Genomic DNA, 12,945 nt, shown 5'->3' on the forward strand with positions numbered 1-12,945 from the left:
TGCACCTGTGATGGCACCGTTAGCGAACTTGCCGCCTGAGAGCACCGAGGCCGTACCGCCGGCCACAGCCGAAACGGCGGTGCGGGCGGCGACGTTCTCAGGCACACCATCGCCCGAGTGGCCCATGAGACCGGAGCTGTCCATGAGCAGGCTTGAACCTGCTGCGACTGCGCCGGTGAGCGCACCTGTTTCAAACGATCCGCCTTGCGCGACCGAGACCGCGCCGCCGACAACCGCATGCAGGCCGATCTTGACCGCCGCAGAGAGCGCCCTGTCGGCAATGCCCCCGATGATCTGGTGGATCTGCGTGTACGCACCTATCTGCACGAAGGAGATCGCCGCCCCTATGAGGGCTTGTTCTATCGTGCCGCCGGAGGCCCGCTAGCTGCGGTACGCGGGCCGAGACGTTAGCCTCTCGTCCTGCTCGGTGGTGTCTTAGACCCAAGACGGAGGTACCCTGGCCGGGCTACGATGCGCGGCTACGCGTTATCCGAGGTCATTCCATACATATCGTCACAAATTCTGCTGAACCGCTCCAAAAGCCTCCGCACCTCTGATGGCGATACCCCAATGCGCGTTTGAAATTCCCACTCTTCGATATTCTCGAGGCTCTCTCCAAGGGCACTCGCTATTATGGCAGCTTCTTGCCATGAGAGTTGCACAGCAACAGCGTCTTTCTCGAGCTTGAGCAAGTTCATGCGGCACCCTATTTCAGCACGTTGTCAAAATAGTATCGGCCTAATCGAGGCACAAAAGTGGTCCCACCATCAACTGTACTTGGGTTACGTATCACGACTGACTGAGTTGCGTTGTGCCAATAACCGATCCGCCCATTACTCAAATTTTTAACGGCTGAAGGGTTCAGTATCACGTCTTCAATATGACTTGCCATCTGATTGCGCTGCTCGTGGCATGTGCGTGCGGCCGGCTCGACGCAGGAGAGTCGCACGCACCTCTAAAGTATAACCGCGGGGCGAGAGCTGCCAGTTGAAGGGGTTGGACGGCGTATAGCTGGTCCAGTCGATCTGACGGCGCTTGCCCGCTTTACGCGCGTGGCGGCAGGCTCGCGGAACGCGAGTCGCCACGCGCACGCAGGGGGCGTCGAAGGAGTAGCTCTGCTGGATGACGCCCTGATCGTCGGCCTCTATTTCTTTATTACTGCTTCTAGATATTGCTCTGGCACCTCTACAGCATGTCCGTTCGGGCATTCAATCAAATACAGGAGACTGCCAATGGGCGCATGAAATGCTTCAGCAAGTTTCTGCGAGTCGATAGATCTTATTCCGCAGACGCCGCCTATTAGTATTTCCTCGGAGAGATGTTTAGGTTTAACGATTTTCACTGAATCGCCCCACGAGAATTTAGTCATTGTCGCCTCACTGGGAGCCAAGGTGTCCCGTCTGAATTGGTGACACCAGGAACATTTGCATGTGAATCAAGTGCTCGAGGGTCAGAATGGGTCACCGGACTATGACCTCCATCGATTCGCATGCCCGTGGGTCTCCATCCGGTTTTCTGACTTGTATCCATTTGCCATCGGGTGATCCTGTCAGGTACTCGCCTTCCTGAAGCGGGATTGCATTGCCCTTAGAATCGACGGCGACAGTCTCTGGAGAACTATCCTCGGTCTTGCTATACACCTCTCCGCCGAGCACATTTGAGACGGCATCATAGATCACACCTGCGGTTTGTCCGCCAACCAATGCTCCGCCAACTACACCGGTCATTATGATACCGGGAGTTACGGTTCCGCATGCTCCGTAAGTTCCAGCCGTGCACAATCCGGCGGTACCCGTTCCGACTATACCGCCGAATATGGCACCCAGAGCACGACCGCCGCCTACAGCAAAGCTCTTTCCTATGCCATCCGCATTATACAGCTGCGCAAACGCGCCTGTTATTGCGCCGTTAGCGAACTTGCCACCTGCGAGGACGGATGCGGTGCCGCCGGCGACAGCTGCGACGGCAGTGCGGGCTGCAACGACCTGTTTCAAACGATCCGCCTTGCGCGACCGAGACCGCGCGGATGTGGGTGGGCATCCGAAGCGCAAGAACAGGACAACGTGCTGCTATTTGTGTGGCTCGTCCTTTTCAGCGAGGTGCACATGGGCCGCAAGCACCCAGCCCGACAATCCCATTGTAGATGTGATGACGACTGCGATCATATTCGCATCAATCAGCGCTATGGCCGCAGCTTCTTTGCTCAGCGCCCAATTATCCAATGCTCCAGCTTCCTTAAAGGCAGCAGACATCTCGGATGCATAACACTGGATAAAATCTTCGACTTTAGGAGTTTCGATACTCATGATGATGTTGCTGAAAGCGTCGTTCTTAAAATGATATCCTAGAACACCTTGAAATTTGATGGTCTGTCCATTGGGTGCCGACTCCCAATGGGGTTGCTGTGTGTGGAGCGTAATCGTTCGATTAAGACAATCCACCTCATAACCGATTAGGAGATGATCATGCAAAGTCGGGAGCATTGGAACACTCTATATGGTTTCAGCTATCCAGGTGGAACGTTTGGCCCGCGTGGCATAGGCGGATCGCCTTCCTGGGGTAAACGCGGAGGTCCTCGATCTAGATGTGTCGGGCGGCCCCACCTTCCGGCCTTCCCCAATCATGGCAATGATCACCGCAACCAACACCTGCTTCGTCCTGATGTGGCCAGTCCCTATCTATAAGAGGATAGCCGTCCTCGCCATATGTTCTGGAACCGGTCCCTGTGCGAACGGTTGAGCCCGGTTCTCCCACAATGGGCGGTTTATTGCCCGACAAGTCGGTGTATCCGTCGCTATTGAAGATGTAGCCGTAGACAGTTGTCACCGCATCATAGATCAGAAGGCCACCGCCAATTATGTCGCCAACAGGGAGTGGCCCGTCCATCGCGGCGATAGTGGCGGCCGTCGCGGCTGTTGCGGTGAAGCGCACTGCGAAACCACGCGTAGCAGCTTTTGCAAGAGCTGCGGCGTCCGCATTATACAGCTGCGCGAATGCACCTGTGATGGCACCGTTAGCGAACTTGCCGCCTGAGAGCACCGAGGCCGTACCGCCGGCCACAGCCGAAACGGCGGTGCGGGCGGCGACGTTCTCAGGCACACCATCGCCCGAGTGGCCCATGAGACCGGAGCTGTCCATGAGCAGGCTTGAACCTGCTGCGACTGCGCCGGTGAGCGCACCTGTTTCAAACGATCCGCCTTGCGCGACCGAGACCGCGCCGCCGACAACCGCATGCAGGCCGATCTTGACCGCCGCAGAGAGCGCCCTGTCGGCAATGCCCCCGATGATCTGGTGGATCTGCGTGTACGCACCTATCTGCACGAAGGAGATCGCCGCCCCTATGAGGGCTTGTTCTATCGTGCCGCCGGAGGCCCGCTAGCTGCGGTACGCGGGCCGAGACGTTAGCCTCTCGTCCTGCTCGGTGGTGTCTTAGACCCAAGACGGAGGTACCCTGGCCGGGCTACGATGCGCGGCTACGCGTTATCCGAGGTCATTCCATACATATCGTCACAAATTCTGCTGAACCGCTCCAAAAGCCTCCGCACCTCTGATGGCGATACCCCAATGCGCGTTTGAAATTCCCACTCTTCGATATTCTCGAGGCTCTCTCCAAGGGCACTCGCTATTATGGCAGCTTCTTGCCATGAGAGTTGCACAGCAACAGCGTCTTTCTCGAGCTTGAGCAAGTTCATGCGGCACCCTATTTCAGCACGTTGTCAAAATAGTATCGGCCTAATCGAGGCACAAAAGTGGTCCCACCATCAACTGTACTTGGGTTACGTATCACGACTGACTGAGTTGCGTTGTGCCAATAACCGATCCGCCCATTACTCAAATTTTTAACGGCTGAAGGGTTCAGTATCACGTCTTCAATATGACTTGCCATCTGATTGCGCTGCTCGTGGCATGTGCGTGCGGCCGGCTCGACGCAGGAGAGTCGCACGCACCTCTAAAGTATAACCGCGGGGCGAGAGCTGCCAGTTGAAGGGGTTGGACGGCGTATAGCTGGTCCAGTCGACCTGACGGCGCTTGCCCGCTTTACGCGCGTGGCGGCAGGCTCGCGGAACGCGAGTCGCCACGCGCACGCAGGGGGCGTCGAAGGAGTAGCTCTGCTGGATGACGCCCTGATCGTCGAGTTCGGCAGCAAGCGAGCCCAGGTGATCCTTGAGGAAGTAGCGGGTTTCCGAGACGCCCCAGGTGGCAGGCGCGCTCTCAGAGCGCATGACGACAGCAGTGCCCGCGATGTAGGCGCGCTGCGTCTTCAGACCCGATTGGGCCACCGAGACCTCGAAGCTTCCGCCTGCAATGTAATAGGTGGTCGTGGTGCCGGTCTGGTTGACATCGGTGCGCTTGAAGCGACCCCGCTCGGGGCCATACGCGAGATCGATGCTGTTGGTGCCCTTCTCAATGTGCGTTGGTGGGCGGGGCAATCAGCAACAATTGGATAGTATTTTAATCTGTCTCGCTTCTATTCCTTAATCCCCAACATCAAAACACTTTCTGACAAAATCAAGGGGTGCGGAGGTGAGTTCGCGTGAAAGGCCCGATGCTATAAACTTCGAATATGGTGTAAGTTGTAACAGGATTTGGTCGTCTGCAATCCCGGCTTTTCTGCCCGCCATGACAGCTTGTGCCGCTCGCAAGGCGCCATGCACTTGGCTCCATCGGAATGCAACTGAATCGGAGACAAGAACGCTATAATAGCTGGAAAAACTTGTTATATCTTCGCAAGGCCTAACAATTTCTTCGCGAATTTTGCTCTCTAGAATCTTCGACGTATGTAGCAAGTCCGCATCCGGCAAATACACCGATAATCCCCAACGGCCGTGATCCTCAAGCAGCGGGAACGCCATATATCCATTGTCAAGCGTGTATTTTGAGGGATTATCATGTTGATACAATTTGCCACCAAATGTACAGAGCGCGTTCCCCGAAAAGGCGAACACGTCGGGGTTGAACATTCCATACTTGACTCCCAGCATATCGGTGGGTCCGCGGGCGTTCGACCGCCCCTGTTTTAAGTACAGATAGTGATTGACCTCTGTCGAACTCCACATTCCCTTGTACCGATTTCGCCCCGCCGGAGTATACCCGCAACTCTCAATTGCCTGACGCAATACAATCGCTTCCAAGTCCTCGGGCTTCATTACCTACATCCTGATACGGTGCATGATTGGGGCTCTGCCCCGACGCTTCGTAATGCGTCATTCAATTGTTGATTTTTGATCCAGGGAGACACGTCTGGGCCAAATCCAACAGCCTTATACATAACGCCGGACACTTCACCATGAACGCTTCGTCCGCCCTCGGTCGCTACGACAACGTCCTTGGCGACTTGGTCCTGACTAAGAGAGATTCCGCCAACTGACGTCGTCTTAACTTCCACGCCAATTAGCGTTCTCTGTTTGCAGCCGATCGAGGAGGCCAACTACCATAGGCTGGGTGGCAATAAAAACGATAGTTCTATCCCGCACGAAATTCCTGATTGATGGAACCAGTTGTGGAGCGACCTCTGTCTCTTGAGCAACGTCGAGCGGGTCGTGGCATTCAACGAGACGCCATTCACTGGAAGTTTGAACAACTGATTCAACGTTTCGCCATGCCAAGTGCACTTCCGCAGTATTTGTCACTTCGCTTGGTAGCCAGAATGGCTCCTTCTGCGACTCGTAGTTGGTGAGAGCGGATCGCAAATTTTCCGCATTGCGATTAACTGTCGTCACAGCATATACGCGATTCCGGTACTCGATATCGCTCGCAACCGCTTGAAAAAAAATGACCGACTGATCGCTCTGTCTGAGTGCAATTCCCGATATTGGTCCATCGTAATAATCCATTGCGATAAGCCATCGACAGTAAGGACTTTCTGACATCTTCAGTAATCTCAGTTGGCGTCTCGACGTTCGGACCATGGCCGCTGACGATAATGGGATTGTCGGCCGTTCTAAGCCGTGCCCAGCGGGCGGCCGACTGCTGCGGGTCGAGATCGATGATGACGACTGATTTGCCGCGCAGTGCTGCTGCTATTGCGAGATTGATCGAAAGGGTCGTCTTCCCCGACCCACCCTTTTGCGAAAGCAACGTCACTATCCTCATGACGACATGAGAACATGTAAGCCTGTATACGTGAACACGTGGGAGCACGTGAATGCTTATGGAACGGGCAGTGTTCGACTAGTGACGTCGGGTCTTGAAGCACAAGCGGCGGCGTGGACACAGCGACGAAAAGTCGGCTAAGGGCCAGGAACGGAAGTTGCCTGATCGAGGATGAATGGTTTTCTGACGACAGTTTGTGGATGGACAGCAGAAGGTCGCGGAGAGGGAAAACTGTCGCGTTTCACCCCGCCGGGCAATCTCTCAGCGTCGAGCATCAGGGAGCAGGAACACGTCAACCCCCTGATATGCCTTTGCGCTAGGTAGCCAATCGAAGCAGTCTGCTACTTGGTCAATTCGATCTCGCCTGGCCGCCAAGTCTTGTCGAACCACGGCTGAAGCGGGCCATAGAGCCTGAGGATCGGATACCATCCCTTGCCGGGAACAGTCTGGATCCAATTCGCCTCCTTGCCTACAGGCGCCGTCGCCCCAAAATAGAGGTCCACCGAACCATCAGAGTTTTCGAAGAGCTTGTCGCGCTTGTTATTCTTGCTCGGGAACGTTTGCCCCGTCTGGAGTTCCGAGCGGGTCTGGGGGTCGTAGACCACCACCGACCAGAAATCCTTGGCGGGAGCATTGGCCGGGATTTGCAGCTTGTATGTCTTCGAGCCGTCGAGATACTCGCCGTCCTTGTCTACCGTCGCGATGGCGTATTGGGACCCTTTGCCGACCATCTCCAAAACCATCGCGGGTGTGTTGACCGTGGCCTGGTAGAAGAACATGGTTCGGGCATCTAGGTTACGACCTCCCATTCCCTTGTTCTTGAGCCATTGATAGCTTCCGCCGACAAAGCCGGTGCCCCAGGCGCTGTTGGGGTAGTAGGCGAAGCCCTCAAGCCGCGGTCGGAAAATGATTGCCCGGGCCGTGGCATTGCCGATGGCCACGGCCTCGGTCAGTAGCTTCTTCATGCGCGCATCGGGCGCAAAAGGCTTGCCCTTCTCTATACCAACCGCAGAAAAGATACCGCGCAGGTGCGGATCGAGCATTTCAACGGGCTCGCGCTCGATGACGGTGTGAAGCTCCTCGTAGAAAGCGTAATCGTTAGCGTGAATCGTGTTGAAGGGTTTGCCCGAGCCGCTGATGAATTCCATCTTCGGCGGGTTGTTCCGATCGGCCAACGAGTAGATCTTCAGTCCATTCTTGTACATTGCCGTGGCGACGTCCGGCTTCCCGTCGACGAGGAACCCGCGCAGGATGAGCAGGTTTGCGTAGCTGGTCGATTTGGACACGTAGTACTTCTCACCGTCGACCTCGGCCTCCATGCCGCCCTCCGGCGGGTCGAGATCGCCCTTGTAGTCGGGCGGCAGGATAAGGTACTTGCCGCCGTTGCCGCGGTCGGGTCCAGGAATTCCCATGTCGATCACGAAGCGGAAATAGGCATCGTCGACAGTGCCTGGGCCTGATCCAGGCGGAACTTCGACCACGGTCGCGCCGTCGCGCTTCAGGTCAAGCATGGTCACGACATAAACGGTGTCTGTGTTGCCGGTGAGGAACAGCGGTGCCGAATCCAACAGCCTGTCCATTACGACCACTTTTTGTGGAGTATCCGCGCCGACATCGATGAAACCACGCCGCAGCCCCTCGATCGACGTTGCCGGGATTCCGTTCAGAAAGGTCTCCACGCCGCGGTTGATGATGAGGTTGTCGTAGAGCTTGTCCACCGTCTCCTTGTCAGGCATGCCGTCGAAGAACTTCAGGGTACCTAGCCGTGTTTCGACCACGTCCGGTGTCATTATTTCTTCTGGAATTTTATGATTGTAACCGGGCGTTTTGTCTTCAGCACTGGCGACAAAAGTACCGGCGAGCAACCCGGTTGCGGCCAGAATCAATAAGTTCTTCATAGCATTCTCCGTTCAGACTTTGAGAAGGCTGTTCGTTCTGCCTGTGCGCGGGCGCTTTGAGTGTCGAACCGTCCTGTTGCAAGAGAACACGGTACGACACGATTGTTGCAATTCAAACTCGGATCGTCCAGGATCACTTGTCATCTGATGCCAAAATGACTGACGACGGCGCGGCTCCGAGCTGGAATCGACAGGCACCGGATAACTCATCTTGAAATGCATGGCGCCTGAAGGAAGAGCTGCGGTCTGGAGCGTTGATACGTTACTTCACTTGGGACCTTACCTTGCGAAGAACGATATAGACGCCTTAGAATTCATTAGCCGCCTCGGCATCTCCCCCAACATATTCCTGCAACACGATGCGTGGTTCGAGCGCGACAAAGTGCTGGAAGCGGGAAGCCGACTGGCGGAAGTTACCGGGATTCCGTTTGCCGGCGCGTTCGCGGGTAATGACGTCCCGATCCCAAATTTTGGCACATGGGGGACAATCGTCAGCCAGGCGGAAACTCTGCAGCAGGCCTGCGAGCTGGTGAGGGGGAAGCTCTATACGATCGAACAAGGATCAATGGTTTCGCTGCGTGATGAGGACGGCCCGCTTTGTCTGGCGTACTCAATTGAAGGCCCGGTTCGTGACGATCCCCTGCAAATCCTACTGGCTTCCGTCGCGATGCTGAGAAATGTTGCCTTGCTGTACGGTGAAGCCGATGCAGTGCGAGTTCATCTAACGATGCCGTGGAGTTACGATGCACGACATCTCGAAGAGGCGTTTGGCGAAAGGTTGATTTTCAACAGCAAGTTTAACGGGGTCGAAATCGACAATGATGTGCTGGCGAACGAATTGATAGCCCGGCCAACGGCCGATTTCGCGACACGGGCCATCGACACAACAATTGCAACTGCTACTTTAATCAATCAGTCGTTGATCACGGGCAATACCTCGATTCACCAGATTGCTGCCCATCTTTACATATCGGTGCGCACCCTACAGAGACGGCTGAAATATTGCGGCGTGAACTTCGAGGATCTGTTGGACGTCTCTCGTCGCGATGCCGCTGTTTCGTACTTGGCAAGCGGCGCCTCAAACATGAGCGAATTGGCGACGCGCCTTGGCTATAGGGACCCCGCTAACTTTACGCGCGCCTTTAAGCGCTGGACCGGCAAGCCACCTACGAAATTCTTTAACTAACGCCAAGGCCCAATTTCCGCAGTTGGCCAAGGGCTGTCTTCAGCGGTCTGCGCGTGTTGCACTTGCCTGGGGGCAGCTTTGGGTCAAAAGCGTGCCCGGCAACGCGAGTAGATCGCGTCTGCTTTGACCGAGCTAACTGACAAAGCGTCGGCCCAACGTTGTCACTGCCACAAGCATCGAAACACAGAGAGTATGCTGCAAGCTTTGTGCGGAGCGACGGCATCCGCTCCACCTCGTGAACGGTACGCCCGCGGTACGCCGGACGATTTCGAGGTGATTTCGGAAGCAGCTAAGTCTTTGATTTCATTGGCTGTGCTGGCAGTCTGGCGCGAACCGGTCTCTACCGGAAAATTGCCTGTTATCAGGGAAAATTCCCGAAATCCGGCCCTAAGGCGCTGCTCAATGCCCCGGAAAACGGGGCTGTTTGCGGGTGATTTCCCTGCAAACGGAACAGGGTCCTAGTCGAACCGAAACAGGGATCGATCTCGTGGGTACTGGGATCTATTTGCCCATAACACGGATCGCCCTATCAGCATCTTTCTCATCCCCAGCCTGCTATTTGTCCGTGTGTCGGACGCAACTGCATTGATTTAATAGCTGACAAATACAGCTCGCGCTCCCCGTCATCCGCAAGACAAAATACGGTTATTATGCCGGCGTCGCAGGACAAGCCCGCCTCTCGAGAGCAAGACTAGGACTTTTCCCAGGACCTCACTGCCATTGTGAGCATCGCCGCGGCGCGCCCAGGGACCCGGTGCTAGGTCGGGTTTGCCTCAGAACCGCGATTTGAACTTCTTGACCGTCCACGTGCCCTTGCCCTCGTTGAGGGTCGCGGTCAGGATCATTTCGCCGTCCGTGCGCACATTTACAAGCCCGTATATCAGGCCAGCCACAATGCTTGGCCCCGACAGTCGGCGCGCTCCCTTACGCGGCCTGATCGCGCCGGGCAGGCGCTCGGTATACTCAACGCGCGCCGATGAGAGCCGTGATCCCGTCAGCTCCACATCCTGTCCTTGCCCGTCTTTGAACGATAGGCTTACGGGCGTGCCGAAACTGGTGGAACGCGCCAGCTCGGTTGAATAGACGAGCGGCGTGATGAGTTCGTCCTTATCGAGCGTCACATGGCCCGCCGCGCCGCTCGCGGCAACAATGCGCGGCCGCGGGTGGTCGTGACCTTCGGCGTCGCCAGAGCTGATGACAGTGACGGCCGCTTTCATCGCTTGCAGGAACGAGAACGCCACATCCTCGCTGCCGTGATGGCAACCTTTGGCAACATCGCACTGGAACTCAAGCCGGTCGCCCGCGAACGCCTCCAGCAGCAGGTTCTGGCTTTCGGTGTTGAGATCGCCGGTCAGAAGGATACGCGTCCGCCCGTAATCGAGGCGTAGCAGAATGCTATTGCCGTTGGTCGTTGTTGAATTGCTCTTGAATTTTGGCAAGGCGGGCTTGCCGCCGACCGTTTCCTCTACTGGGCCAAGCACCCGTATAACGGCTTCGCCGTCACCGGGCGCAAATCCGGGCAAATGGCCGCTCTTGTTGCTGAGCCGCGTGAACGGCGACGGCGTTCCATCAGAAGCCTTCGCCGCAACGGCCTGTCTGATGAATGCACCCCAATTGCCCTGGAGCGTGGGTCCACCGCCGCCGGGAGCCGAGGCGGATTCCGCCGAAGCCCGGTCGACCAGCAGCTGCGTATAGTAGCTCTTTCCGCCTTTTTTCGCTGTCCGGCCGAGCGTGCGCTTGCCGCCGTTCAGCCACCACGACAGCCCCGCATGGCAAAATCGCTCGACCGTGACTTCCTTCGCATCGAGCTGTGTTGCCTGAGCGGCGTCCAGCAGGTCGGCAAGCCCACCGTAATGGTCGAGATCGTTGTGCGAGGCGATAATGGCATCGAGCTCGATTGCTTTGCGCCCATAGTCCTTCACGAACTTCCAGTCGACGAAGTCAGCGGCGTTCTTCCCAGTGTTCTGCCGCTCCCGCGGGTTGCCGCCGTCGATCATAATGTGCCGGAATTCGGGTGTTTTGATCAGCACGCCGTCTCCCTGCCCCACGTCGATAAAATACACCTCAAGCAGGGACTCGCCCCCGAGTGCGCTTTCAGCGATCCAGCCGGTCTTGCCTCTGGCCTTCACCTCGATACGCCCGCCGCTCTGCTTGCCCGACCTCTTGACTCCGTCACCCCATAGGAGGTGGCCCTGCGTTTTGGACCCCGTCGCGGAGACGTGGAGCGGCGTGGTATCGACACCGACGAATTCGGAAAAAGGCTTGCGTTTCATGGTGACCTCGGCCCGGCAATAACTGTGGTCCCGGATCATAGCCCGTTCCTCGGCTTGCTTAACCGCTGCAGTTCATTGTGATGAACACTGAGGGCGGTGCCCTGCTCACTCCCTGGCGTTTTCACCTTGATCGCTGCCATTATTCCGTACGGGCGCGCAGGCCCGTCACCCTATGAGTAGTGGCCGCTCACCTGTGGGGGCCTGTTACCGGTCTGCTTGCCCGCCCGACTCTGCATTTCGCGTCAATGTGAAGGCCAATTTGAAGGGAAAAAAATCAGGACGCATCAGTTAACAACTTTCGCACTCGAGATCGCCGCGCAATGAACTCTTGTCGTGTTTCCTCGGTGGCGTTCATTCGTCGTCACCGCGTGATTATTTTCCCGCCTTTCATCGTCGCGTTTGCGGGAAAGCGATCTGCCGACAAGTGTCATATGTAGAGGGCTTCCAAAACTCAAAGGAGGCCAATATGGCTAAGTCAAAAGCAAAGCAGGCGACCAAGAAGTCCTTCGTTCCTCTTCTCAAACCTGTCTCCCCCGAAATCAACGGCGTTGTCCATCCGCGCCGTCTCGTGCCCGGACGCGAACTCGAAAGCGTTCTGACCGGGATTAAGGATGCTCAGGCCATCCTCGAAGAACTGCGGAGTGGAAGGATTTCGCAGCGCAACTTTGTCGGCTTGTGCGATGCCGTGACCGTTCTCGATGCGGCGCGCCGCATATTGGCAGGTAAGATCAACAAGGATTGACCTGATGTTAGGCGCTGCGTTCGGGCAACCGAACACAGCGCTTGGCCTGCGTCTTGCTGTCAAAACCATTGGTTGCACCAAACCGGGACAGTAAATGCCATGGCCGAGGTCAAGAACGGGAAAACAGGACGCAACGACGACAAGCTTGACCAAAGCGTGTCGGAACGCGTGATCGACTGCCGCCTCGAATTACCAAAATCCCTGCGCGACAAGGGCTTTCATGAGCTATGGGGACCGGGTGGCCCAGCTGCACTCTTTCGTCGGTTGGAACAGGAGAATGAACTCGGCCCCTTGGCACCGTATCCCCTGTCAAACAAGGAACTTGCCCAGCTTGTACAGTTTTGCGACGGCGAACCATTGCCATCGGCGCTAAGAAGCATCTTGATTCAAGAACTGCGTGGTGAGCGGCGTGTGCGGACCGGTCCCAAAGTTGACCTTAGTCCCACTGCTCGACTCAAAAAGCTTCTGCTCCCGGCGCTCTACGAGCAAGGGAAGCTTATTGCTCGCCGCTATCGTCGCCGATTGCAGCTGATCGAAAGTCGTAAGCAGCGCCGGCATCGGGCCGAACAAATCCCAACTGAGGCCGATGTTGCTCTGCGCTACGTTCAGAAATGGTCACCTTTGAGCGGCAAGACACTCGCGAATAAGTTAAGTGCGATGAAGGATGAGACTGAGAAGAGGCCGAGAGCCAAAGGGGCCAGGCGCTAGTCTTTTCCGGCTTGACGCGACTTTCCCTGAATTCCGGACGACAAT

At 56.5% G+C, this 12,945-nt stretch carries 12 protein-coding genes and 1 pseudogene; 3 read left to right on the top strand and 10 right to left on the bottom strand.

The genetic code is table 11. From position 1 onward, the window contains the following. The 9 genes and pseudogenes from R3D51_00120 to R3D51_00160 all read right to left on the bottom strand — a co-directional run. Positions 1-327 (bottom strand): hypothetical protein (locus R3D51_00120; GenBank protein MEZ5897875.1); only part of this gene is annotated, 327 nt, incomplete at its 3' end. A 1,133-nt stretch (positions 328-1,460) separates the two neighbouring features. Further along, positions 1,461-1,994, bottom strand: coding sequence for a hypothetical protein (locus R3D51_00125; GenBank protein ID MEZ5897876.1), 534 nt, complete (start codon positions 1,992-1,994; stop codon positions 1,461-1,463). Positions 1,995-2,069: 75 nt separating this feature from the next. Beyond that, positions 2,070-2,483 carry a hypothetical protein gene (locus tag R3D51_00130; GenBank protein MEZ5897877.1) on the bottom strand — a complete coding sequence of 138 codons (414 nt, stop codon included), beginning with the start codon at positions 2,481-2,483 and terminating at the stop codon, positions 2,070-2,072. 97 nt (positions 2,484-2,580) lie between these two features. Further along, positions 2,581-3,321: a hypothetical protein gene (locus R3D51_00135; protein MEZ5897878.1), complete on the bottom strand. Its 741-nt coding sequence runs from the start codon at positions 3,319-3,321 to the stop codon at positions 2,581-2,583. 548 nt (positions 3,322-3,869) lie between these two features. After that, complete coding sequence (locus R3D51_00140) at positions 3,870-4,430, bottom strand: hypothetical protein (GenBank protein MEZ5897879.1); 561 nt, start codon at positions 4,428-4,430, stop codon at positions 3,870-3,872. Between the two features lie 45 nt (positions 4,431-4,475). Further along, positions 4,476-5,147, bottom strand: a complete 672-nt coding sequence (locus R3D51_00145; GenBank protein ID MEZ5897880.1) for a hypothetical protein — start codon at positions 5,145-5,147, stop codon at positions 4,476-4,478. Between the two features lie 228 nt (positions 5,148-5,375). Then, positions 5,376-5,834, bottom strand: a complete 459-nt coding sequence (locus R3D51_00150; protein ID MEZ5897881.1) for a hypothetical protein — start codon at positions 5,832-5,834, stop codon at positions 5,376-5,378. A 112-nt stretch (positions 5,835-5,946) separates the two neighbouring features. Beyond that, positions 5,947-6,093, bottom strand: a pseudogene (locus R3D51_00155) (ParA family protein). 341 nt (positions 6,094-6,434) lie between these two features. Then, positions 6,435-7,991, bottom strand: coding sequence for a DUF1254 domain-containing protein (locus R3D51_00160; GenBank protein ID MEZ5897882.1), 1,557 nt, complete (start codon positions 7,989-7,991; stop codon positions 6,435-6,437). A gap of 220 nt (positions 7,992-8,211) precedes the next feature. Between R3D51_00160 and R3D51_00165 the strand changes: the two genes are divergently transcribed. Continuing rightward, complete coding sequence (locus tag R3D51_00165) at positions 8,212-9,177, top strand: AraC family transcriptional regulator ligand-binding domain-containing protein (GenBank protein MEZ5897883.1); 966 nt, start codon at positions 8,212-8,214, stop codon at positions 9,175-9,177. 773 nt (positions 9,178-9,950) lie between these two features. Here the strand turns inward: R3D51_00165 and R3D51_00170 are convergent. Further along, a complete protein-coding gene (locus R3D51_00170) occupies positions 9,951-11,450 on the bottom strand; it encodes an MBL fold metallo-hydrolase (protein ID MEZ5897884.1) in 1,500 nt (499 codons plus the stop codon). A 466-nt stretch (positions 11,451-11,916) separates the two neighbouring features. Here R3D51_00170 and R3D51_00175 point away from each other — a divergent pair, with 466 nt between their 5' ends. After that, positions 11,917-12,192: a hypothetical protein gene (locus R3D51_00175; GenBank protein MEZ5897885.1), complete on the top strand. Its 276-nt coding sequence runs from the start codon at positions 11,917-11,919 to the stop codon at positions 12,190-12,192. Between the two features lie 99 nt (positions 12,193-12,291). Further along, positions 12,292-12,900 (top strand): hypothetical protein, encoded by a 609-nt coding sequence (locus R3D51_00180; GenBank protein ID MEZ5897886.1) that lies wholly within the window; start codon positions 12,292-12,294, stop codon positions 12,898-12,900. Positions 12,901-12,945 lie beyond the last annotated feature (45 nt).

The sequence above is a fragment of the Hyphomicrobiaceae bacterium genome (assembly GCA_041397645.1).
Classification (GTDB): Bacteria; Pseudomonadota; Alphaproteobacteria; order Rhizobiales; family Hyphomicrobiaceae; genus Hyphomicrobium_B.

Bases quoted from the DNA above. Each gene is read 5' to 3' on its own strand.
- R3D51_00165 (MEZ5897883.1), top strand. From the start codon at position 8,212: ATGGCGCCTGAAGGAAGAGCTGCGGTCTGGAGCGTTGATACGTTACTT.
- R3D51_00175 (MEZ5897885.1), top strand. From the start codon at position 11,917: ATGGCTAAGTCAAAAGCAAAGCAGGCGACCAAGAAGTCCTTCGTTCCT.
- R3D51_00170 (MEZ5897884.1), bottom strand. From the start codon at position 11,450: ATGAAACGCAAGCCTTTTTCCGAATTCGTCGGTGTCGATACCACGCCG.
- R3D51_00160 (MEZ5897882.1), bottom strand. From the start codon at position 7,991: ATGAAGAACTTATTGATTCTGGCCGCAACCGGGTTGCTCGCCGGTACT.
- R3D51_00145 (MEZ5897880.1), bottom strand. From the start codon at position 5,147: ATGAAGCCCGAGGACTTGGAAGCGATTGTATTGCGTCAGGCAATTGAG.
- R3D51_00150 (MEZ5897881.1), bottom strand. From the start codon at position 5,834: ATGGATTATTACGATGGACCAATATCGGGAATTGCACTCAGACAGAGC.
- R3D51_00130 (MEZ5897877.1), bottom strand. From the start codon at position 2,483: ATGCTCCCGACTTTGCATGATCATCTCCTAATCGGTTATGAGGTGGAT.
- R3D51_00180 (MEZ5897886.1), top strand. From the start codon at position 12,292: ATGGCCGAGGTCAAGAACGGGAAAACAGGACGCAACGACGACAAGCTT.